This is a genomic window from Vibrio natriegens NBRC 15636 = ATCC 14048 = DSM 759, assembly GCF_035621455.1.
Lineage (GTDB): Bacteria > Pseudomonadota > Gammaproteobacteria > Enterobacterales > Vibrionaceae > Vibrio > Vibrio natriegens.
This window is the reverse complement of sequence record NZ_CP141822.1, coordinates 1801022-1824010: the sequence shown is the minus strand read 5'-3', so window position 1 is coordinate 1824010 and position 22989 is coordinate 1801022. Positions and strand designations below refer to the sequence as shown.

The 22989-nt window shown below is 44.3% G+C and carries 25 protein-coding genes; 19 read left to right on the top strand and 6 right to left on the bottom strand.

The window, feature by feature from the left end; translation table 11 throughout:
• Positions 1-110: 110 nt before the first annotated feature.
• The 9 genes from VER99_RS08285 to VER99_RS08245 all read left to right on the top strand — a co-directional run bounded on the left by VER99_RS08285 (position 111) and on the right by VER99_RS08245 (position 4940).
• The gene (locus VER99_RS08285; protein WP_014232038.1) at positions 111-527 is read left to right on the top strand and encodes a VOC family protein; all 417 of its coding nucleotides are present in this window, start codon (positions 111-113) and stop codon (positions 525-527) included.
• Positions 528-657: 130 nt separating this feature from the next.
• Positions 658-1275, top strand: coding sequence for an HAD family hydrolase (locus tag VER99_RS08280; protein WP_020336417.1), 618 nt, complete (start codon positions 658-660; stop codon positions 1273-1275).
• Between the two features lie 67 nt (positions 1276-1342).
• The gene (locus VER99_RS08275; protein ID WP_020336416.1) at positions 1343-1705 is read left to right on the top strand and encodes a VOC family protein; all 363 of its coding nucleotides are present in this window, start codon (positions 1343-1345) and stop codon (positions 1703-1705) included.
• Between the two features lie 24 nt (positions 1706-1729).
• Positions 1730-2155, top strand: a complete 426-nt coding sequence (locus VER99_RS08270; protein ID WP_020336415.1) for a GNAT family N-acetyltransferase — start codon at positions 1730-1732, stop codon at positions 2153-2155.
• A 143-nt stretch (positions 2156-2298) separates the two neighbouring features.
• A complete protein-coding gene (locus VER99_RS08265) occupies positions 2299-2613 on the top strand; it encodes a hypothetical protein (RefSeq protein WP_020336414.1) in 315 nt (104 codons plus the stop codon).
• A 32-nt stretch (positions 2614-2645) separates the two neighbouring features.
• Positions 2646-3362, top strand: coding sequence for a TSUP family transporter (locus VER99_RS08260; RefSeq protein WP_020336413.1), 717 nt, complete (start codon positions 2646-2648; stop codon positions 3360-3362).
• Between the two features lie 79 nt (positions 3363-3441).
• On the top strand, positions 3442-4092 hold the full coding sequence (locus tag VER99_RS08255) for an alanine--tRNA ligase-related protein (protein ID WP_020336412.1): 651 nt from the start codon (positions 3442-3444) through the stop codon (positions 4090-4092).
• Between the two features lie 67 nt (positions 4093-4159).
• Positions 4160-4489 (top strand): zinc ribbon domain-containing protein YjdM, encoded by a 330-nt coding sequence (locus tag VER99_RS08250; RefSeq protein ID WP_020336411.1) that lies wholly within the window; start codon positions 4160-4162, stop codon positions 4487-4489.
• A 37-nt stretch (positions 4490-4526) separates the two neighbouring features.
• Positions 4527-4940, top strand: a complete 414-nt coding sequence (locus VER99_RS08245) for an ACT domain-containing protein (protein WP_020336410.1) — start codon at positions 4527-4529, stop codon at positions 4938-4940.
• 17 nt (positions 4941-4957) lie between these two features.
• Here VER99_RS08245 and VER99_RS08240 read toward each other — a convergent pair whose 3' ends face one another.
• Positions 4958-5866, bottom strand: coding sequence for a LysR family transcriptional regulator (locus VER99_RS08240; protein WP_020336409.1), 909 nt, complete (start codon positions 5864-5866; stop codon positions 4958-4960).
• Between the two features lie 165 nt (positions 5867-6031).
• Here VER99_RS08240 and VER99_RS08235 point away from each other — a divergent pair, with 165 nt between their 5' ends.
• The 5 genes from VER99_RS08235 (at position 6032) to VER99_RS08215 (ending at position 11054) form a co-directional block, all read left to right on the top strand.
• Complete coding sequence (locus VER99_RS08235) at positions 6032-7054, top strand: amino acid ABC transporter substrate-binding protein (RefSeq protein ID WP_020336408.1); 1023 nt, start codon at positions 6032-6034, stop codon at positions 7052-7054.
• 66 nt (positions 7055-7120) lie between these two features.
• The gene (locus VER99_RS08230; RefSeq protein WP_020336407.1) at positions 7121-8269 is read left to right on the top strand and encodes an amino acid ABC transporter permease; all 1149 of its coding nucleotides are present in this window, start codon (positions 7121-7123) and stop codon (positions 8267-8269) included.
• 2 nt (positions 8270-8271) lie between these two features.
• On the top strand, positions 8272-9357 hold the full coding sequence (locus VER99_RS08225) for an amino acid ABC transporter permease (RefSeq protein ID WP_020336406.1): 1086 nt from the start codon (positions 8272-8274) through the stop codon (positions 9355-9357).
• Positions 9358-9381: 24 nt separating this feature from the next.
• Complete coding sequence (locus VER99_RS08220) at positions 9382-10116, top strand: amino acid ABC transporter ATP-binding protein (RefSeq protein WP_020336404.1); 735 nt, start codon at positions 9382-9384, stop codon at positions 10114-10116.
• Between the two features lie 8 nt (positions 10117-10124).
• On the top strand, positions 10125-11054 hold the full coding sequence (locus tag VER99_RS08215) for an isoaspartyl peptidase/L-asparaginase family protein (RefSeq protein ID WP_024373075.1): 930 nt from the start codon (positions 10125-10127) through the stop codon (positions 11052-11054).
• Between the two features lie 108 nt (positions 11055-11162).
• Here the strand turns inward: VER99_RS08215 and VER99_RS08210 are convergent, their stop codons facing one another.
• The 5 genes from VER99_RS08210 to VER99_RS08190 all read right to left on the bottom strand — a co-directional run bounded on the left by VER99_RS08210 (position 11163) and on the right by VER99_RS08190 (position 17593).
• The gene (locus VER99_RS08210) at positions 11163-11363 is read right to left on the bottom strand and encodes a hypothetical protein (RefSeq protein ID WP_020336401.1); all 201 of its coding nucleotides are present in this window, start codon (positions 11361-11363) and stop codon (positions 11163-11165) included.
• Positions 11364-11653: 290 nt separating this feature from the next.
• Positions 11654-13369: an amidohydrolase gene (locus tag VER99_RS08205; RefSeq protein ID WP_020336400.1), complete on the bottom strand. Its 1716-nt coding sequence runs from the start codon at positions 13367-13369 to the stop codon at positions 11654-11656.
• A 441-nt stretch (positions 13370-13810) separates the two neighbouring features.
• Positions 13811-14365 (bottom strand): DUF3750 domain-containing protein, encoded by a 555-nt coding sequence (locus tag VER99_RS08200; RefSeq protein WP_014232028.1) that lies wholly within the window; start codon positions 14363-14365, stop codon positions 13811-13813.
• A gap of 390 nt (positions 14366-14755) precedes the next feature.
• Entirely contained in the window at positions 14756-16231 is a 1476-nt protein-coding gene (locus VER99_RS08195; RefSeq protein WP_014232027.1) for a Na+/H+ antiporter NhaC family protein, read from the bottom strand.
• 18 nt (positions 16232-16249) lie between these two features.
• Positions 16250-17593 carry a glutamine synthetase family protein gene (locus tag VER99_RS08190; RefSeq protein WP_020336398.1) on the bottom strand — a complete coding sequence of 448 codons (1344 nt, stop codon included), beginning with the start codon at positions 17591-17593 and terminating at the stop codon, positions 16250-16252.
• Positions 17594-17932: 339 nt separating this feature from the next.
• Between VER99_RS08190 and VER99_RS08185 the strand changes: the two genes are divergently transcribed.
• The 5 genes from VER99_RS08185 to aguB are packed head-to-tail and all read left to right on the top strand — an operon-like array spanning position 17933 to position 22984.
• Positions 17933-18679: a gamma-glutamyl-gamma-aminobutyrate hydrolase family protein gene (locus VER99_RS08185; protein WP_014232025.1), complete on the top strand. Its 747-nt coding sequence runs from the start codon at positions 17933-17935 to the stop codon at positions 18677-18679.
• A 17-nt stretch (positions 18680-18696) separates the two neighbouring features.
• A complete protein-coding gene (gene puuR / locus VER99_RS08180) occupies positions 18697-19254 on the top strand; it encodes an HTH-type transcriptional regulator PuuR (protein ID WP_014232024.1) in 558 nt (185 codons plus the stop codon).
• A 35-nt stretch (positions 19255-19289) separates the two neighbouring features.
• Positions 19290-20774, top strand: coding sequence for an aldehyde dehydrogenase (locus tag VER99_RS08175; RefSeq protein WP_020336397.1), 1485 nt, complete (start codon positions 19290-19292; stop codon positions 20772-20774).
• A gap of 48 nt (positions 20775-20822) precedes the next feature.
• Complete coding sequence (locus VER99_RS08170) at positions 20823-22100, top strand: NAD(P)/FAD-dependent oxidoreductase (protein WP_020336396.1); 1278 nt, start codon at positions 20823-20825, stop codon at positions 22098-22100.
• A 17-nt stretch (positions 22101-22117) separates the two neighbouring features.
• Positions 22118-22984 (top strand): N-carbamoylputrescine amidase, encoded by an 867-nt coding sequence (gene aguB / locus VER99_RS08165; protein ID WP_014232021.1) that lies wholly within the window; start codon positions 22118-22120, stop codon positions 22982-22984.
• Positions 22985-22989: the final 5 nt, after the last annotated feature.

Below are 22989 nucleotides of genomic sequence, written 5' to 3'. Positions count from 1 at the left end.
TGCTCACATGAAGAATACATTTTTGTTCATTCGGTCTGCGGCAGCTAGACGGTAAGCATTCAATAAACTATCACTTGGTGTGGTAACGAATCAGACCATTAGGAATCGAAATGAAGCAAAATATTGTCCATATAGCGTTAGTAGTGAAAGACTACGACGAAGCCATCGATTTTTACGTAAACAAGCTTCAATTCGAGCTTCTCGAAGACACATACCAGCCGGAAGAAGATAAACGCTGGGTCGTCGTAGCTCCACCTAATTCTCATGGCGTGGCATTGCTACTGGCAAGAGCTTCAAAACCAGAACAGCTCGATTTTATTGGCAATCAAGCGGGTGGGCGAGTGTTCCTTTTCTTAAATACTGACGACTTTTGGCGTGACTACGAACGAATGAAATCCATAGGAATCAACTTTGTCCGTGAACCTAAAGAACAAGATTATGGCACCGTTGCCGTATTTGAAGATTTGTACGGAAACCTCTGGGATCTTCTTCAGTTGAACCCTGACCATCCAATGGCCAAGAGATAAATTTTGCCAGATTATTGATGGAGATTCGTCACTCGTGGCACTTCCGTTTTTATAGTGGTGCTTATTTCGTTTTGAAGAGCGTTACATCGTGTATCCTCTTCTGAAATAGACAGTAAGAGAGGAGTACAAAATGGAATCGAACACTATTAAAAATGTCGTTTTTGACATCGGAAATGTGGTTGTTCGCTGGGCGCCGCTAGAAATCGTTAGGTTAACGTTTGGAAGCATCGACTCCGCAGAAGAAAAGGTGAAAAGTATCTTTCAGTCAGACACTTGGTTAGATCTGAACAAAGGCATTATTTCTGAAAGTGAAGCAAAACTTCAATATCAACAACTTCTTGGTTTCTCCGAACTTGATTGCGAGCGATTGTTTTATTACGTGAAGCAAACCCAGATTCTAATTTATGGCTCGGTCGAGCTGATCAGGCGAGTTAAAGCGGCTGGCTATTGCGTGTTTGCACTCACGGATAATGTGCATGAAATTGTCTCGTACTTGAAAGAGACTTATGCGTTTTGGAATCTCTTTGAAGGGGCCGCAGTCTCGGCTGAGCTAGGGTTATTAAAACCGCAACCAGAAATTTATCAGTCTTTGCTAACTCAGTACGCATTGAAGGCGTCAGAAACCGTGTTTATTGATGATATGCCATATAATGTCGAAGGCGCTGAAACGGTTGGCATGGCGGCGATTCAGTTTGAAAACGCCGGGCAGTGTGAGGCAGACTTGAAATCACTTGGGTTAAAGTTTTAATTTACAGAGAGTTAATGCCTAATAGAATTCACAAGGAAACGTAAAAACCACATCACAAGGAATTAAAGTGATCGATCATTTTGAAATTAAAGTCGTTGATTTTGAAAATTGCCGCGACTTCTACCAACATGTACTGTCTCCACTTGGTATTGAGTTAAAGTGGGCAGATGACTTTGCTGCAGGCTTTGGCTTAACCACAGAACCAAACGTCAGGTTTCTAATTGAAAAGGGTGATAACAACGCGAAAAGCCACATCGCTTTTTCTGCTCTTAATAAAGAACAAGTCATCGAGTTTCATCAAGCAGGCTTAACTCATGGAGCAAGTTGTAATGGGAAACCAGGGTTGAGAAAAAAGTACGCGCCTAACTATTACGCCGCCTTTTTGTTAGATCCTGATGGCAACAATGTCGAAGCTGTGGTTTACCTTTAGTGTTTCGCTGGAGAAAGGAGAATTATGAACATTTCATTTCGGCCAACGGCTGATTTTTCTGAGTCAGCTGAGATCACTTTTAATAATATGCGTTCTTATTATGAGCATTATTCGGTTGACTGGGGTCAACAGCAGATATTGGAACACATCGTCAAACTGGAAAGTTGGGATATCTTGTTTGATGGTGAGGTTGTTGGCGCAATCCGTCTGGAATATGATGATGGGCACTGCTACTTACGTGACCTTCAAGTCCGATCTTCATTTCAAAATAAGGGAATTGGCGCGGCAGCATTGGCTGAAACAGCAAGATTGGCGAACGAAGCAAAACTAGCTCTTGTTAGGCTCAAAGTTTTCAAAATTAGTCCGGCTTACCACTTGTACCAGAGGAGCGGTTTTAAAGTGGAAAAAGAAGATGACAGGTTCTACTACATGTCCCGGGCAAACTCTTGATACTCTATAGTTAATGCGTTTAATGATGATTTTGGTGACGAAATTGTCTTTAAACCACTAATCGGAGTAGTAAACGGGTAGTGCTCAAAATGGCGGTGTTTAATAAGGCGTTATTCAAATCGGTCAGAATATAAGGAGATATCATGGCTGGAGAAATTATCAAATCAGCGGCTGCTACGATACAGGTTGGTGTAGCAAGAGCAGATGGAAAGTTGTCTTTGACAGACACAGAGGTCATTTTTAAACCCTATAGTCAGAAACTTGCATTTGGCCCCTACATTTTAAAGCGTGATGAAATTGTTTCGGTAGAAAAGTGCATTGGAAAAGGGGCAGGTATCATGCCCGTTACCAGTGAAGCAATTCGCATTACGTTATCTGATCAACGTGCCTTTGAGTTTATCATTGCAGAACCTAATCAGTGGTTGGCGGCATTGGGTGAACTAAACGTTGATTCTTAAAAAGAAGTGAGCGCTAACACGAAGGAAACATTGTGCCTGTAGAGTTTATTTTAGGGTTCATTGCGATGGTAACCTCGGCGATTGCCGGGTTTATTGGGTTTGGTGGAGGGATGCTATTGATTGCCGTTCTTCCCAGTTTTCTCAGCCCGAGCTTAATCATACCAATCCATGGTGTGACACAGCTAGCCAGCAATTCATCGCGCATGTTCTTCTCGCTCGCTCATGTAAAGTGGTCGTTACTCCCCAAGTTTTTGGTTGGCTCTTTAATCGGTATGCTGGTATTTGGTTTTTTTCTATCGAAACTCTCTTTCGAGTATGTCCCTGTCGCAATCGGTTCGTATATCTTATTGAATCTTTGGAGTAAGCGATTTGCGCACTTTATACGTCGGTACGAAAGCTACTATCTGATTGGTTTTCTACAAACGGGATTGGGGCTTATTGTTGGTGCTGTGGGCCCTTTGTCACTCGCCGTACTGACCAAACAGTTGAAATCGAATGACGCTGTTATCGCAACAAGCTCTATGTTTTTAACCATCAGTCATTTGGCTAAGATCCCTGTATACGCTGCGGTTACAAGTGATCTCGTGTCTAACTTAAATGTTATTGTTTATATGGTGCTAGGGTCGATTCTCGGCTCGTTTATTGGTACAAAGGCGAGATTTAGCGCGGGCAATAAGAAAGTCATTCTGATAATCAAAACGTTACTCACCTTATTGGCGATTAGGATGTTACTAGCAGTTTTCCTATAAGATTAGCTACGCTGACTAATATCAGTGCTGGTTTAGCATGGCTAGCGAATAAGTCTACTTAATACGCAAAGGAAGGCAAATGACAGAAAAGGTGTTTTGGAACAATCCATATCAACCCGAGATTATTTCCGTCGTTACGCAAATTACAGGTAATAACGTTGAACTCTCTCATACCATTTTTTACGCAGAGTCGGGCGGGCAGGAAAGCGATGAAGGAACCATCGCTGGTATTCGTGTGGTTAAGGCTGAAAAATCAGGCTCGCGTATTATTTATACTCTTGAAACCACACCAACTTTTGCCGTTGGCGATGAGGTTGTGACTGAGATTGATTGGCCTCGACGCTATGCGCTTATGAAGTTACATTTTGCGGCAGAGGTTGTGCTTGAGCTGTTTACGCAAAACTTTAACTCGATAACTAAGATTGGCGCGCATATTTCAGAAGACAAAAGTCGCATCGATTTTGAATGGCCGGAAAACATCGCTCCGCTTTTGCCCGCACTTCAGTACAAAGCCCAAGCTTTAATTGATTCTGACTCGATCATTACAAGTGAATTTTCTGACCAAACAAAAGAAAGGCGTTATTGGAAGGTAGAAGGTTTCGCTCAAGTCCCTTGTGGTGGTACGCATCTGAAACGAACGTCGGAAGTGGGTAAAATCGCTTTAAAGCGTAAAAACGTTGGCAAAGGAAAAGAGCGGGTAGAGATAACGTTAGTGAGGGAAGACACCTAGGTATTGCGTGCATTTTTAGCGTGACGTATTAACATAGCATCCAGATTTTAATAGAAAAGAGATAACTATGGCTTTCCCTCCTTGTCCAAATTGTCAATCCGAATACGTTTACCAAGACCAAAACCATCTCATTTGCCCTGAGTGTGCTTATGAATGGAATCCGTCTGAAGTTGAAGAAGCTTTTAGTGTCAATGATGCGAATGGCACATTGCTAGCAGAAGGGGACAAAGTCACGTTGGCGAAAGATCTCAAGGTTAAAGGCAGTTCTCTTGTTTTAAAGATTGGCACTAAAGCCGTGATTAGACGCATCGTCGAAGGTAAAGATCATCAACTGGATTGCAAAGTAGATGGCGCTGGTGAAATGATGGTCACCGCGAAATTTGTCAAGAAAGCTTGAGTTTCATCATTTATTAAGCGTTATGGAGAATATCTGAATGGCAGGGATAACCGAATTAGATGATTTGCTTAAATCACTACGCCCTAAGCTCATCGACTCTGAGTTTGTGTTTTGTACCGTTTCAGGTGAGCTTAAAAACTATTTGTCACTTAATCCTGTTGCGACCTTTACCGAAGCTGAAGGGCTCACTTTGGTGATCGAAAAATCGGCTGCGCTAGAAGCTGGTTTATCGTTTGAAGGCTCGTTTAAGCAAATTACACTGACGGTTCATTCAAGCCTCGAAGCCGTCGGACTAACCGCTGCGGTGGCCACAAAACTTGCTTCAAAAGGCATCAGTGCTAATGTCATCGCGGCCTATTACCACGATCATATCTTTGTACAATCTTCAAAAGCTGATGCTGCAATTGAAGCGTTGTGCGAGTTTAATACAGAAGGGGCACGGTCTGTATAGTTCGAGTTGTTTAAGCTTTACGGGATTACTCCCGACATTTCCTGATAAATTACTTTTGCGGTATCAAAAAACTGGTTTATGTAAGGATGAGGGTTTTTCGATTCGAGCAAACGAATGAGCACGATTTCGAGTGGCTGACTATACTCTTGCCAGATATGGATCAGGCGATGATCTTCAATGTATTCCTTGGCTACTGAATAAGGGATACAGGTGACACCGTTTCCCTGGATTGCCATTGGCAGTAGAGACTCTGAAATTGTCGACTGGAATATTACCGAAAGCTTCTTTGCTTGTGGGGTCGCGTTTAGCAAAGGGAGAGACAGTTCTAATAATTGTGATGATGGTGCATAGGTGAGGTGAGGAATAAGGTTGTCTTCCAATCGCTCCAACGGAAATGTGGTCCCACAAACCCAGATAAGCGCATCATCAGCTAACTTTACGACTTCAAATTCTTCAGATTCAAAATATTTGGTACCTTCAGAACCACGGTAAAATAACAAACAATCCGCTCTTTGAGACTGAAGGGCAGCTTGATAGCCTGTAACAGACCGCACACCAGAGTCTATGCTGGTCACCATAGGGTTCTCCATATGTTTTAAGATTTGCGTGAACCACTGTGGGAAAAAGTTACAGGCAAGAGTATGCAAAGATGCAATTGTCATTGGGTTCGGTTTGTTCGCCACCATTTCCTCACATCTGTCCGCCATTTGTACCATTTCTGATGCTACTGGGTATAGACGTTTACCTTCTGGAGTGAGCTTCACAGGGGTTTGGCTTCGGTCAAATAATTCAACATTAAGGTGTTGTTCTAATTGTTGAATGCGTCTACTAAATGCCGCTTGAGATGAGGCATTTATTTGTGCTGCTAACGAGAATTTTTGGCAATCAGCCAGTGTGATGAAATCCTTCAGCCATCTAATATTCATTCCAATACTCCATTTGAATGCATTATCGAATTTTTGCATAACCCATGCAAAATACAAGACATTAAATCCTTCCAATTACCCCCAATAAACGCATATGTTGTATGTCAGTAAACATGGGAATTTAATTAAATCTTCATCGGAAGCTACGTAATAAAAGGACTTATCATGAAATTGAAAACAGTAGGGTTAATCGTTTCGGGGTTGTTGGCTAGTAGTGTAGCTACACAAAGTTATGCAAATCTTAAAGATGACGTTATTCAGCGCGGTACCCTTAAATGCGGTATTTCGAGCGATAAAATGGGCTTCTCATACATCAATGACCAGGGTAAGTGGACAGGCATGGACGTTGATTATTGTCGCGCCGTTGCTGCTGCTGTTTTAGGTTCACCAGAGAAAGTCGAGTACATCACCACAACATCTAAAAACCGTTTTACGTCTCTTGCATCCGGTGAAATTGATATCCTTTCTCGCTCTACAACCTGGACCGTTTCTCGCGACGCTAAACTCGGTGCGGATTTCACCACAATCTGGTTTTACGATGGACAGGGCTTTATGACGCGTAAATCTTTGGGCGTTACATCGGCGACGGAACTTGATGGTGCAACATTCTGCTTATCGCCTGGCACGACATCAGAACACAATCTGGCCGATTACTTTGCTTCTAAGGGGCTAACCTACCGTTCAGTTGTCTTTGAAAAAACAGAAGAGCTGTATGCCGCTTACCAGAAAGGTCGCTGTGATGCATTAACCAATGATGTGACGGGATTGGCAGCTCGCCGTACTTTGTTCAAAAAACCTGACGAGCATGTGATTCTTCCGGAAGTAATTTCTAAAGAACCATTAGGTGCGTACGTTAAGCAAGGTGACAACGAATGGCGTGACATCGTTACTATGGTTGGTAACGCACTGATTGAGGCTGAAGAGCTTAACGTAACTCAAGCCAACGCCGCCGAATTAGCGAAAAGCGCTCATAAGCCTGGAATCAAACGTCTATTGGGTACCGAGGGTAGCCTAGGTTCCGATCTAGGGCTTAGTCAGGATTGGGCACTAAAAGCGATTGAAGCAACGGGCAACTACGGCGAAATTTTTGCTCACCATGTTGGTAAAAACTCACCACTTAAATTCGAACGTGGTGCAAACGCCTTATACACAGAAGGTGGTTTAATGTATGCCCCTCCTTTCCGTTAATTATTAATGCATGTCGGCCTACATCAACCGTAGGCTGACCATCCACGGATAGGAAGGAATTGAAAAATGAAATTGACTAAAGGGACCTTAATTAACTGGGGGCAACAAGCCTTACTCTTAATCACGGTCACTCTATTATTCTGGTACCTTGGTACAAACGCATCCGAGAACATTGCCAAACTTGGCATTACAACCGGTTTTGATTTTCTAGGTGATCGTGCCGGGTACGATATCACCTTCAGTCTTCTCGATTATGACCAAAATGATACTTACCTCAAAGCGTATTATGTGGGTGTGGCCAATACACTACTCGTTTCATTTTTGAGTATCGTCTTAGCGACCGTTTTAGGTTTCGTTATTGGTGTTGGTCGAGTATCGAACAACTGGGTAATTAACAGATTAAGCCGAGCTTACGTAGAGTTCATACGAAATGTCCCACTGGTCGTGCAACTTGTGTGGTGGTATGCACTGTTTCTGAGTTTGCCGGCGGTGCGAAACAGCATCCAAATTGCAGACAACGTTTATCTTTCTAACCGTGGGTTAGCGATTCCTCATTTGTCACTTGAAGGATGGGGCGGATACGTGTTCTTGGTATTGCTGGCTTCTTGTTTTACGGCGTTTATGCATCGTCGTTCAATAATCAACAAGGTTCAGTGGACTGGTTTCCACCCGGTGTTGTGGCCGCGATTACTCGCTATCGTTGTCGTTCCACCGTTTTTGGTCGTTCTAGCCGCGTTGGTTAGTGGGCACCTCGAGTTCAGTACACCTAAACTAACTGGTTTTAACTTCCAGGGTGGCATGATTGTTATTCCAGAGCTAGTTGCTCTTTGGGTTGCACTCTCGGTGTACAGCGCGAGTTATATTGCTGAAATTGTGCGAGGCTGCATCCAATCTATTTCGAAAGGTCAGCACGAAGCAGGCAAAGCTCTTGGGTTTAGTGAACCTTCTATTATGTGGAAGCTTATCGTTCCTCAAGCGGTTTACCCAATGATTCCGCAAATAACGAGTGTGTATCTCAACATCATTAAGAACTCTTCGTTGGGTGTGGTGATCGGCTTTATGGAGCTCGTTTCTTCAACGGGAGGAACCACGCTCAACAATACAGGTCAGGCAATTGAGTGCATCCTTATTGTAATGGGAACTTACTGCGTATTTAGTTTGGTCACGAGTTTACTGATGAACTGGTACAACTCGCACGTTGCGATAGGGAAATGATCATGCAAAGTGAAAATATCATGGAATATATCGAACCAAAGCCAGCCATCACTATCAAATCAAGCTGGAATACTTGGTGCCGTCAAAATTTATTTTCTTCCGCACTAAATACTGTGCTGACGGTGGTTGGGTTGTTGTTTGTACTTTGGCTAGTACCGACTTTACTGAACTGGTTTATCTTTAATGCAACGTTTGTTGGTTCGTCTCAAGCTGACTGTACATCGTCTGGCGCTTGCTGGTTACCAGTGGTGAACCGCATTGAATTATTTACTTATGGCATGTATCCGGACGATCAGCAGTGGCGAGTTGATGTTGCTTTCGGCTTGGCAGCTATTGCTATTCCCATGCTATATATCAAGCGTTTTAACAAGTTGGTGATGCTTTGCTATATCGCTGTTCTGCCGTTTGCAATGTGGATGTTACTCAAAGGCGGAACTTTCGGTTTAGAAGCTATTTCTACCACTAAATTTGCCGGAATTATGCTGACTTTGTTTTTGGCAATTTTCGGTATGGTGTTTGCGTTACCATTAGGCATTCTTTTAGCTCTGGGTAGACGTTCTAAGCGTCCGGTTATCCACTGGTTGAGTGTCGCATACATTGAATTAGTCCGCTCTGTGCCGGTCATCACTTTGCTATTTATGGCATCTCTGATGATTCAGCTTTTCTTACCGCCAGGGCAAGAGTTCGATGTACTGCTACGTGTGGTTGCGGTTCTGGTGTTATTCACTGCCGCTTATATGGCTGAAACCATCCGTGGTGGATTGCAATCCATCCCTCAGGGGCAATTTGAAGCCGCAGAAGCTTTAGGCTTTGGCTACTGGAAAATGATGGGGAAAATCATTCTTCCTCAAGTGTTGAAGAACTCAATACCATCTCTGCTCAATCATTTTGTTGGCATCTTAAAAGAGACTACGCTAGTGATGATTGTTGGTGTGTTGGATATCGTTGGTGTCGCTTCAAGCACGTTATCAAACGCGAAATGGGTAGGGTTAGAGAATGAAATGTACGCTTTTCTGGCTGTCTTTTTCTTTATCTGCTGTTTTTCACTTTCTCAATACGCTGCTCACTTAGAACGCCGCTTGAAATAAAGATTATTAGGAGAATGTAATTACATGGAAGTCATCAACACAAAAAACCTCAATAAGTGGTACGACTCATACCATGCTTTACGAGACATCAACCTTAGCGTTAAGAAGGGGGAGCGCATCGTGATTTGCGGTCCTTCAGGCTCTGGAAAGTCGACGTTGATCCGTTGTATCAATCAACTGGAAAAGCACCAGTCTGGCTCACTTAATGTTTTTGGACAAGAAGTGAGCGATACACCTAAGGATCTGATTGAGTTGCGTAAACAGGTAGGCATGTGTTTCCAGTCTTTCAACTTGTTTCCTCACCTTACGGTATTAGAAAACTGTGTTTTACCACAGACTTCTAACTTAGGTACTAACGAAGAAGTCGCCATTGAGAAAGCGTTAGAACTGCTTAATAAGGTTAAGATCAAAGAGCAAGCGAACAAATATCCAAGCCAGCTCTCTGGCGGCCAGCAACAACGCGTTGCGATCGCTCGTGCGTTATGTATGAACCCGGAAGTGATGCTGTTTGATGAGCCGACTTCAGCACTTGACCCAGAGATGATCTCTGAAGTGTTGGATGTCATGACCGACTTGGCCAGTGAAGGTATGACCATGCTTTGCGTGACTCATGAAATGGGTTTCGCTCGTAAAGTCGCAGACCGCGTTATCTTTATGGATCAAGGACAGATCGTAGAAGAAAATAATCCAGAAGAATTTTTCTCAGCACCAAAATCTCCACGCACTCGCGAATTTTTAAATCAGCTGATTCACCACTAAGGAAGTATATGTTTAATGAGTATTCCATCGCCATTCATGGTGGTGCTGGTGCTATGTCTAAAGGGAAACTAACCCCTGAGCAAGAGCAAGAAATCGAAGACATTTTAAAAGGAATTATTGAAGCTGGCTTAGCTAGTCTCCAAGATGGCGCAAATGCATTAGATGTGGTGCAGGCAGCGGTAAATCAACTTGAAGATTGTACCTGGTTCAATGCTGGCAAAGGCGCGGTATTCAATCATGAAGGAAAACATGAGCTAGATGCGTCGATAATGTGCGGTAAATCTCTTGATGCAGGCGCTGTATCGGGCATACGCTTTAGTCCAAATCCAATCGATGTCGCGCGTGCGGTAATGGATAAATCGCCACATGTTTATTTAGGTGGTGAAGGAGCTGAGCAGTTTGTAAGAGATCTAGGTTTAGCACAGGTTGAAAATACGTATTTCTCTACGGAGATGCGTTATCAGCAACTCCAGTCTGCGTTAAAAGCCCAAGAAGTTATCCTGGAGCCAACCGATAACGACTACAAATACGGTACCGTTGGTGCTGTGGTAAAAGACAAACATGGTAATCTCGCGGCTGCTACATCAACAGGCGGCATAACTAATAAACAGTATGGCCGAATCGGAGACTCTCCTGTAATTGGGTCGGGCACGTACGCAAACAACCAGACCTGTGCAGTATCTGCGACTGGGCACGGTGAGCACTTTTTGAGACATGTCGTTGGTCACAATATTTCATCTCGCATGTCATTAGCCAGTGAGAGCTTAGTACAGGCGGCTAAACATGTGGTATTTGACGATTTGCCAAGTACGGGTGGAAGTGGCGGGGTTATTGCTGTCGATAGCCAGGGTAATTTGACCCTTCCATTTAACACCGAAGGTATGTATCGCGGTTGGGGCGGCTCAAACGAGCCTGCTCAGTCAAAAATCTATGAATAACGCTCTGATTATTTATTGTTATTAACCTTAAGAGTAATCGTTTCAAATGAGAATGTGCCCTACAACCGAAGTACACCGTAGGGCACATGTTGTGGAGCTGGTAAGGGTTTAGTAAATATATCGTCGAAGTTCGTGCGGGTAGACGCGCATTCCATTTGAGGTGTTTTCGTAAACGGATTGTTCTTCGATATAAGACCAGACATAAGGCTCTGTACTTGTTTGAGCGGCGAGTTGTGAGATCACCGTATTTACATCGTGACCAGAGTAATCTTTGGGATGAACCAACATTTCCTTGATAGCTGACAACATAATAATTCCTTTTAATGTAATTAAATTACCATTTGGTATGATTAAAACGTAGTTTGGTTTTTTAATGTGATCAAGTTTGGATTTTGTTTTAATTTAAAATTCATTTTTGTAAGTTAGGAACGTAGTTTGAGGCGCGACCTCACTCACGTTGCTTAAGGCACTCAATTTTTCATTGACTAGTCATCCAGTGATGCGTGGTGAGTTCTGTATTTGTGGTGTGATAAAAGAAAACGGCGCAGGTATCTTGCGCCGTTTTGGTAATTAGCTCTTTGAGCTTTTAGGTCTAATCATTATTGAGTGTAGACGAGTTGACCTTCTTTGTAGGTCTTTAACACTTCTATGGTGTTCATTTTTTCAGGTTCGATGGTTAGAGGGTTGGCTGAAAGGACCACAAGATCGGCTAGTTTTCCAACTTCAATTGTCCCCTTTTGGTCTTCTTCAAGATATTGATATGCGGCGTTTTTAGTGACTGATGCCAAGGCTTCATACGCGGTTGCTTTTTGGTCTTCTCCTAGTGTCTGACCAGAGCGTGTAACTCGGTTTACCGTGTTGTAGATGAGTCGAATAATATCTGGGTCAACAACGGGAGCATCGTTATGAGTGGTATAGTTAATGCCTAAGTTACTTGCAGAGCGGGTTGGACTGATTCGAATTGCTCGCTCTTCACCAAACACTTCGTCGCGATGCCAATCTCCCCAGAAAAAGGTATGTGCGCTAAAGAATGATGGGATCATTTGATATTTGACCATCGCTTCTAGTTGATCATCTCGAGTGGTTTGAGAATGAATGGAAACCGGACGAATTTTGCTAAAGTCATCGCTTTCCGTTGAAATTGCGTCGAGCGCGGCCAAATACACATCGACAGACGCATCACCATTAGTGTGAACGATGAACTGAGTGCCTTCGTCTAGGTAACTTCTCAGCTTAGTTTCGAGGAACTCGCTGGTCAGGGTGGGATAACCTACATAGCTGGCCGCTTCTCCAACTGGTGGATTTAAATATGGCTGAGTCATAAACGCAGTTTTGCCTTGTGGTGAACCATCAAGGACAATTTTAGCACCGCCAATTCTAAAGTTATTTGTATACGTCTTGCTTGGTGCGTAGCCATCCAGTTTCATCATGCTGTACGCATCCCAAGTCGGGTAGGCGACGATATCTAAGAACAAATCACCTGACGCTCCTAAATCTTCATAGAGTAAAACTGATTCATGACTCGCTGCACCTTCTTGTATGGTGGTGATACCAAAACTAGCGTAGTACTCTTGCGCGGCTTTAAAAGTTGTTTTTACTGCATCGGCTGACTGAGGTGCGGATGACAGTCCGCCCATAGCTAAGTACATTGCGGTTTCTTCTAGAACCCCATTCGGCTCATTGCTTCCAGAGACTCGAACAATTTTACCGCCATCTGGATTAGCCGTGGTGGCATCAATACCTAGCAACTCGAGTGCTTTACTATTCACAACCGCTAGATGAAAGGATACGTGAACGATAACAATCGGTACCTCAGTACTAATTTGGTCTAGATCGTATCTTGTTGGATGTCGCTTCTCTGCCAGTAAGGAGTCATCGTAACTCATCCCGACCATCCATTGTCCTTCAGCTAAAGTTTTACCGTCCCAAAACTGCTGCATTTCGTTGACCAACAGGGCAATAGTGTCACTGTTTCCAATCGGAGATGGGGCAAGGTTCGCGAAGTTAACCGTTTGTGCAACCATCGACAAATGGCCATGTGCGTCAATGAAACCAGGAACGATGGTTTGATTGTTGAGGTCGATAAGTCGGGTATCTTCGGATGAGTAGTCGTCACTTTCGACATTCAATCCAACAATTTTGCCATCTTTGATCGCCAAAGAACTCGCTACGCTCTGATCCCCATCCATGGTCACGATCGTACCGTTGTAAAATACGGTATCAGCCTCGATTTCTGGGGTTGCATCATCATTGTTGCATCCGGATAAAAGTGCCAATGCTAGCGCTGTTAAGGTGAACCTTCCTTGGTTTGTCATATCAATCTCCTTTTGATTCCAAGATGTTAGGTAAGTACCTGTCGACTAACGATAGAAAACCTAAGCTGTTGCTGGGTAGTGCCAGTTACTTTCATTTACGGTGACAAAAAGCGACGTTATTGGTGCAATCCGTGGAAAAGAAGAGGTGACTCTGCTTTTTACGTATTGTCCATGTGAGCCAGAGATTTATGTCGTTTTGTTTGAAAAAGACAATGACTCTGTTTACTGGGCGGAGGAAAAAGCTTTACTTACTTGTGTTGAGGAAATGATTTGTGCCTTTTAAAGAAAGGGAGTGTTAGATAAGCTCGTTTGAAATAGGGTGAATTGTTCTATAGAGATGAAGTCACCAACTTAATGCATAGTGACGTAACAACTCACTCGAGGAGGAAGACATTTTTGTTCGTAATGTGATGACTAATCGATGGCTTCCCTGCTCAGCACTTAGTTAATGTAACCACTACCAATAGCACGAAACGGCATGTCTAAATCAAGCTCGGGAACTTGCTGACCGACCCACGCAGGAAAAGTATTACTGTTTGGACCCGGAAATAGCGTGTATTCGTTCGCGTAAGGGTAGTGCTCTACAACGCGCTGAATTTTAGGAATGAGATTACGGGCCTTTTCACCTTGAATAGAGAGCACTTTTTCGGGACGAGCGCCATACCAGTAACGGTCAGGTGTAGCTGTTTGATAGGTATAAAGTGCGGGTTGTCCGCGGCCGACACGCCACCCAACCACTTCATAGACGGTATATTCATTCGCATTCTCTGGCTTAATCGCTAGCCAGGTGTGTACGGCAAACCAGCCACGCCATCCAAAAGCATCCGCAGCATAGAATTCGATCACCGCTTGTTTAACATCAGTAGGGTTAGGAGCAATGCCTGCAGGCTCGCGGCTGGCAGTTCGCCAGTCACCCTGAGTGCAGGCGCTAAGTAACATGCAAGCAATTAACACAATAGGTTTAATTAAAGAACTCACTTTAAGTTTATATTGCATGATGCACTCCTATTACGTCCCTGTGCTACTGATTTAGTAAGACATCTCGATTTCGATTTGTTACCCTGCGGCGAGCTATTGTCCAACTCGTAACACTAATACGATTCTTCCTAAACATAAAACTACAACGATTTGACCCATTTTGTCACTGCTTGCGCAAAAACTAAATTCTCTTCCTACGTTAGGCAGAGGCATGCAAGTTTAAGTCTATGCGTTAGGAACTCGTGCTCAAATTGTCAAAAATTGAAGAGGGTAACACTCTGTCAGGAGCATAAGGGCGGTGGCTGAACTCAATACTGTTTAGCCGTTGTGTGATGGGCTAGTGGGGTGGGGAGAAAAAACAAAGCCCCGCTATTTGTCAGCGGGGCTTTTGGTATTAAAGGTCAGTGATTATCCAATAACAAGGAAGAAAATTGCTGTTGCTATAATACCGATCAATGCATAAGGGAACTGGGTTGTTGCGTGTTGCATTGAAGTACAGCCAGAACCTTGTGCAGAAAGTACGGTTGAGTCACTGAAGAAACAAGAATGGCTACCCGCAGCAGATGCAGAAAGCAGAGCCGCAACTGTTAGATGCAGTGGTACGCCAAGTTGCTCACCCAATGGCAGAACGATAGGCATTGCTACTGCGAATGTGCCCCAAGAAGATGCTGTCGCGAATACCAGACCACCAGTAATCAGGAAGATGATTGCAGGGAAGTAAGAAGCGCTCAGGTATGGGCTAACTGTCTCGATCACGTATTGTGTTACACCCAACGAGTCGTTGACATTTTTCAGCATAAAGCCGCCGATTACTGTCGCAAGCGGTAGTAACATGACTTTAATGCCGTCATAAACAGCTTCAAACATGTCGTTCATCGAGATGAGTCGTTGTAGACCGTAGAAGCATACAGTGAAGATAATTGCTACGAATACACCAGCCAATAGGTCAATACCGAAGTACCAGCTTGCTGCAACCAGAACAACCATAGGCAGTAGGAAGTTAATCAGACCCATTGTTGGATTAGTATGAGCCGCAATATCAGAGCCAAAATCTACATCGGTCGCGCCGTCAGGACGAACTTGACCATTCTTCGCTCGTTGTTCTGCTGCTTTCATCGCACCTAGATCTGGAATCTTTTCCATCGCAACCAACAGAACGATGGCTAACGTTACCCAGCCATAAGCCATGTATGGGATCGCTTCGATATAGGTTTGAATACCTTTACCTGTCTCAGCAACGCCATTTGACTCAAGAAGAGAGCTAAAGAAGATAGCCCAAGTCGAGATTGGTACAAGAATACAGATTGGTGCCGCCGTTGAGTCAACAAGGTACGATAGTTTTTCTCGAGAGATTTGGTAGCCATCGGTTACCTTCTTCATTGATGAAGAGATAGCAATCGCGTTTAAGTAATCGTCGATAAAGATGACAATACCGAGCAAAAACGTCATTACCATCGACTGTTTACGGCTCTTAACTTTCGTTACCAGCATATCTGAGAAGCTTAGGATACTGCCGCCTTTCTCAAGGATAGCTATCAGGCCGCCCATCAAGCCACATACCAGGATGATCCAAGCAATGGTTTCGTCCATCATCACCGTCATTGAGATATCAACGATTTGTTCTACTGCTTCAGTTGGGTTAAGTAATAGAACCCCGGCAATTGCGCCGCTAAACAGTGCTTCTACAGTTCGATGCGTCGTTAACGCGAAGACTAAAACCAATGCGGTTGGAAGAAGGCTCATCCATCCGTAGGTTTGCCCCTCTTCGTGATTTAATCCGATCGTCGTAAATAGTACGAATGTCGCAACACAAATTAACGAGATAATCATATGTTGCATGTTGAATTTTAACGGCGCATCCATCGCCTTTGTTTGCGTAGTCATAAATTACATTTCCTTTGTTTATGCCGAGTGCAACATCCAGTCAATTTCCAGTGGCGTGATAGCGCGCTCAAATTCAGCGAGTTCACTGCGTTTGCAAGCTAAATACATATCGATAAAGTCCCTTGAAATGTACTGAGCCAGCTCACTGTGTTCCAACTGCTCTAGAGCTTCTGACATACGCACAGGTAAGTCAATCGCGTCGTCGCTTAAGGTTGATGGACATTGGTCTTTGGTATAGTTTTCGCTCGCTAATACCGCGGAAAGTACTACTGCAGCGAGGATGTAAGGGTTAACGTCAGCTCCCGCGATACGATGTTCGATGCGACGGTTTTTACTATCGCTGATAGGAACACGTAATGCGACACCACGATGGTTTTCGCCCCAGTCCGCTTTTGTAGGAACGTAAGCACCAGGAACAAAACGGCGGAAAGAGTTAACATTAGGACAAATTAATCCCATGGCATCTGATGTTTGTTCAAGCATCGCCGCCATAGTTTGATAAAAGAGGGGACTCGCTTCGCCATCTTGTTGGCTAAAGTGGTTGTTGCCAGCGCTATCCATCAAACTTAAGTGGATGTGCATACCATTACCAGCTTGTTCGCCGAAAGGCTTAGCCATAAAGGTTGCATCGAACCCGTGCTGGTGGGCCACCTGACGGATCAGGCGCTTAGCGATGATGATTTCGTCACACGCACGAAGGACATCTTTTGAATGGTTAAAGTTGATTTCAAACTGGCCTGGAGCCGATTCCGAAAGAGCGCCTGAGGTATTTAAGCCCTGTTCCAATGCGATTTTGTTGAGATCCGATAAGAAGTCAGCATAGTCATCAAGCCCATCTAAGTCGTACACCTCGGTATCTTTCTCACGTGTTTTCTTAGTAGGGTTGATGGCGGTTAAAGGTGTGCCATTCTCACCGCGCTGTTTATCAATTAAGTAAAATTCCAGTTCCAGAGCAACACAAGGGTACTGATCTTTAGCTTTTAACTTCTCAAGTATCGAAGCGAGGATATTGCGAATGAACAAAGGATTTGGTCGTTTTCCTGAATCATCCATCATGCTCAGTAGCAATTGGCCAACTTGTTCTTTCGCGGTTGGCATCAATGTACCGCTGATCGGGAAACAAAGATTGTCCGGTTCGCCCAAGTCTTCGCCTAACCCTGCCGTTTCTACCACATTACCTTTCGTATCGAGCGTAATGGTTGAAAGAGGTAATGCGACACCTTTGTTAAGCTTTTCCAGAGCCTCTACCGGGATACGTTTGCCTCTTGGTGTTGCATTGATGTCGGTAAAGATGAGGTCGACGAACTCGATGTTGGGCCACTGTTGTTTAAAATTTTGAACTTCCTGTAGATACGATTCCATTTTTTTCTCCAATAGCCAGATGAGTAGAAATTAGAGATAGCTAAATTAACAATTAAATTACAAAGCGTTAATTAATGTGCGTGTTAATTCAGTTATATTTAATTTAAACAACCACTTATCTTGTGTTCTGACTTTTTAATGGGTTATTTTTGTGCTTTGTTGTTAACTATTTTGTAACAGTCGTTTTTGTTTTGTTCAATATAATGAGCATAAATATTCAATTTAATGGCCTAAAAAGTGCTCTGTGTCACATTGTGGCGATAATATCGAACGTCGATGTTGATAATTTTGTACACGATTTGTAGTGTTGATGTTAAATAAATTGAACACGGATATGTTATGACAACGACACGCAAACCCATCATTGGCGTTGTTAGCTGCACCAAGGAGTTAGGTGGTTACCAAATTCAGGCGGTCAATGATTTTTACCTACGCGCAGTGAAAGACTTTGGTGGTCTGCCTGTTATGTTAGCGCCGGATATGTCGAGTGATGAAGTCGACTCAATCCTGGAGCTTTGTGACGGTTTCTTGTTCCCGGGCAGCCACTCAAATGTTGCGCCACATCGCTACAACGCTAGCCATACTGAGAATAAGAAAGATGAAGCACGCGATGAATTGGCACTGAACCTGATTCGACACGCGGTAGATAAAGACATTCCTTGTCTTGGTATTTGTCGCGGTTTCCAGGAGATGAACGTTGCATTAGGTGGCACTCTTAACCCTGCGGTTCACGATTCTGGTTTTAATGATCACCGCGAAGCACCTGTTGATGATTTCGAACAGAAATACGCGCCTGCTCATGCAGTATTAGTTCAAAAGGAGAGCTTATTTGAACAATGGTTAGTTGAAAATCATTGGGAAAATACGACCTTCTTTGAAGTCAATACGCTGCACAATCAAGGTGTTGATCAGCTAGCGCCGCAGCTTAAAGTTGAAGCGAAAGCACCCGATGGTTTGATAGAAGCTTTTAGCCTGGCTGGGCAAAAATATTTCGTTGGCGTGCAGTGGCACCCAGAATGGAAAGCAAAAACCAATCATTTCTCACAAATTTTATTCAAAGAATTTATTATGGCGGCTTCTCTTTAATTTTTGGAGCCACATGAATGGACAATCAAGAGATTGGTAGAAATATTGTTCAGTTAAGAAAAAAACATGGATTGTCACAACGAGAATTAGCCGAGCGAGCGGGCATTACTCACAGTGCTATTTCATCGATTGAAAATGGCAAAGTGAGCCCTTCGGTTAGCTCGTTGCAAAAAATAGTGAACGTATTTTCTTTATCTCTGTCGGAGTTTTTCATTTTTGAACAAACTCAGAATGATGAAGTGAAAGTTGTCGTTACGCCAGAAGAGCTGGTCGAAATGGGCAGCGAAACCGTTTCGATGAAACTGGTGACCAACGGCACGAAAGAGCAGGTGATTGGATTCCTGATCGAAGAATATGCACCACACGGAACAACAGGTTCAGCTGAAATAAAACACGAAGGCGAAGAAATTGGCACGGTACTAGAGGGAGAAATCACTCTCGAATACAAAGGCCGTTCGTTCGTCATCAAAGAAGGCGAGTCGTACGTTATTGATACGACTCAGCCACACAGATTTACGAATCACACAGACAAGGCTTGTCGAATGATAAGCGCGCATACGCCAACCACATTCTAAGTGGTGCTTGCCTTGTGTGATAACAAGGAGAGCGTATGAAAACTCAAGAACAATGGATTGAACTTAAAAACAATCTAAACATCGAAAACAGGGCGTACATCAACGGTGAATACAGCGCAGCATTAAGTGGAAAAACGATCCCTGTCGTTAATCCAGCAACAGACGAAATATTTACCGAAATTGCTCGTTGTGAAAGTGAAGATGTCGATCTTGCGGTGTCATACGCTCGTAAAGCATTTCAATCAGGTCAGTGGAGTGAAAGCAGCCCTGCACATCGTAAAGCGATTCTAAAACAGTTCGCTGATCTGATAGACCAAAACCGTGAAGAGTTGGCTCTGCTTGAAACTCTGGATACCGGTAAACCTATTTCTCACAGCTTCTCTACAGATATCCCTGGCGCGGCTTCATCATTACGCTGGTACGCAGAAGCGATCGATAAAGTCTATGGCGAAGTCGCACCAACAGAAAAAGATGTTCACGCGTTTATTTCTCACCAAGCGATTGGTGTTGTCTCGGCGGTTGTTCCATGGAACTTCCCACTCTGGCTAGCTTGCTGGAAGCTTGGTCCAGCGCTTGCGGCAGGCAACAGCGTGATCCTGAAGCCGTCAGAAAAGTCCTCACTCACTGCTATCTTCTTAGGTCAACTTGCAGAACAAGCTGGTTTGCCAAAGGGTGTGTTCCAGGTCATCACAGGTTTTGGTCATGAAGCGGGTGACGCGCTGGCAACACACCAAGATGTGGATTGTATCGCTTTCACTGGTTCTACGCGCATCGCTGGCCAGCTGATGGTTCGTTCTGGCGAAAGTAACCTGAAACGTGTCTTCGCAGAAGCTGGTGGTAAGAATGCCAACATCGTATTCGAAGACTGTGATGATTTAGACCGCGCGGCGGCTGAAACGGCAGCGGGTTGTTTCTATAACCAGGGTGAAGTGTGTGTGGCAGCAACGCGTCTGCTGATTCATGAAAGCATTAAAGAGCAGTTCATCGAAAAAGTGATCGAAGCGGCTAAAGCTTTTGCACCAAAAGATCCAATGGATCCTAGTTCTTCTATGGGTGCGCTTATCGACCAAGAACACAAATCAAAAGTGTTGGAATACATTACATTAGGCCAGTCTGAAGGCGCCATTTTGCGCTGTGGTGGCAATGTTGAAGGTCAAGGTGCGTTCGTCGAGCCAACTATTTTGGATAACGTGGATAATCAATACCGCGTTGCTCAAGAGGAAATCTTCGGACCAGTACTCTGTGTGATTCCATTCAAGGATGAAGCACAAGCTATCGAAATTGCCAACGACTCTAAGTACGGCCTGGGCGCGGCACTTTGGAGCAGCAACATCAACCGTGTTCACCGAGTCGCTAAACGACTACAAGCCGGCTCGGTATGGGTGAACAACTACAACGAAGGTGACATGACGGTTCCATTCGGTGGATTCAAAATGAGCGGAAATGGGCGAGATAAATCGCTGCACGCCATTGAGAAATTCACAGAAACCAAGACCACTTGGATTCGCCTTCACGCCTAAAAAGGCACACGTTCTAACCCAGCTGACGATTAATAAAGGAATATCAATATGAACAAGCATACGGATTCGTTCTACGCGCACTCTGTGCCAAACATGCCGGACTACCCACAACTTCAAGACAACATCGAGTGTGATGTGTGTGTGGTTGGCGCAGGCTTCTCTGGTCTTTCTTCTGCACTGCATCTCGCAGAAAAAGGTTTCAAAGTAGTTGTGCTGGAAAGTGCAAAAGTAGGTTTTGGAGCAACTGGTCGTAACGGTGGCCAGATCGTCAACAGTTACAGCCGAGATGTTGATGTTATTGAAAGCCGTTACGACCAACGCCAGGCAAAAGCACTGTGCGACATGATCTTTGAAGGTGGCGACATCATCCGTGGTCTGGTTGATAAATACGACATTGAATGTGATTTAAAACAAGGTGGCTTGTTCACGGCGCTGACTAAGAAACAGCTTAAAGGTCTTGAAGAGCATAAGAAAAACTGGGAACGCTACGGCAACGATCAGCTCACTCTGCTGGACGCAGGTGAAGTTGAAAAGGCCGTAGGTACGAAAGTTTATACTGGCGGTCTGCTGGACATGCGTGGTGGCCACATCCACCCGCTTAAACTGGCGTTAGGCGAAGCGGCGGCTTTTGTTTCTCTGGGTGGCCAAATTTTTGAACAGTCTGCTGTGCTATCGATTGATAAAGGTATTAATCCAGTAGTGAAAACGGCGCAAGGCAGCGTTAAGAGCAAATACGTTGTGCTGGCAGGTAACGCGTACCTAGGTGGCCTGGCACCGAATATCAGTAATAAAGCGATTCCTTGTGGTACACAGGTTATTGCTACGGAACCACTGAATGAAGAGCAGCTAAAGCAAGTACTGACCAGTGACTACTGTGTTGAAGACTGTAACTACCTGCTGGATTACTTCCGCTTAACGGCAGACAAGCGAATGCTTTTCGGAGGCGGCGTAGTTTACGGTGCTCGTGATCCAGAAAACGTAGAATCGTTGATTCGTCCAAAACTAGAAAAAGTTTTCCCTCAATTGAAGGGTATTAAGATTGATTATGCGTGGACAGGTAACTTCTTGCTGACCTATTCACGTATGCCTCAGTTCGGCTCATTTGCAGACAACATTTACTACCTACAAGGCTACAGTGGCCACGGCGTTACGTGTACACACCTTGCAGGTAAGCTTCTAGCTGAAGCTTTAACCGGACACGCGGAACGCTTTGATGCGTTTGCAGCACTAAAACACTACTCCTTCCCGGGTGGCCGTCACTTCCAAATTCCATTTACAGCAATGGGTGCGGCTTACTACAACTTACGTGACAAACTAGCGATTTAAGAGATAAGGAATATCCAATGAGCAAAGTAGTTAAATTTGCAGCTCTTCAACTAACTAAGAGCTGGGATCTGGAAGATAACCTAGAAAAAGCAAAAAAGGCGATTCGTGAAGCGGCACAAAATGGTGCGAATGTGATTCTTCCTCAGGAACTATTCGCAGCGCCTTACTTCTGCAAAAAACAAGAAGCGAAATACTTTGAATTAGCGGAAGAAACAGAGAATTGTCGCCTTATCAAAGAGATGAGTGCTTTGGCTAAAGAGCTGGGTGTGGTTATTCCTGTTAGCTATTTTGAAAAAGCGGGTAATACCTTTTTTAACTCGCTAGTGATGATCGATGCTGACGGCACGGTACTGGAAAACTACCGTAAATCTCACATCCCTGACGGCCCTGGCTACAGCGAAAAGTACTACTTTAGCCCTGGTGACACTGGCTTCAAAGTATGGCAAACCAAGTTTGGTAAATTTGGTGCGGGCATTTGCTGGGATCAATGGTTCCCAGAGCTAGCACGTAGTCTGGCTTTGCATGGTGCAGAAGCGATTTTCTACCCAACGGCAATCGGCTCTGAACCACAAGATCCAACATTGGACTCTCGTGACCACTGGCAGCGTACGATGCAAGGTCACTCTGCGGCAAACTTAGTGCCGGTAATCGCTTCAAACCGAGTCGGTACAGAAGTGGATGACGGCATTGAAACGACGTTCTACGGATCTTCTTTCATTACTGACCACACGGGTGCAAAAATTGCGGAAGCGCCACGTGAAGGCGAGACGATAATTTACGCAGAGATCGATCTAGAAGCAACAGCAAAAGCTCGTCACGCTTGGGGTCTGTTCCGCGACCGTCGTCCTGAGCTATACACAAGCGTTGGAAAGTTGGCTGTTTAAAGAGG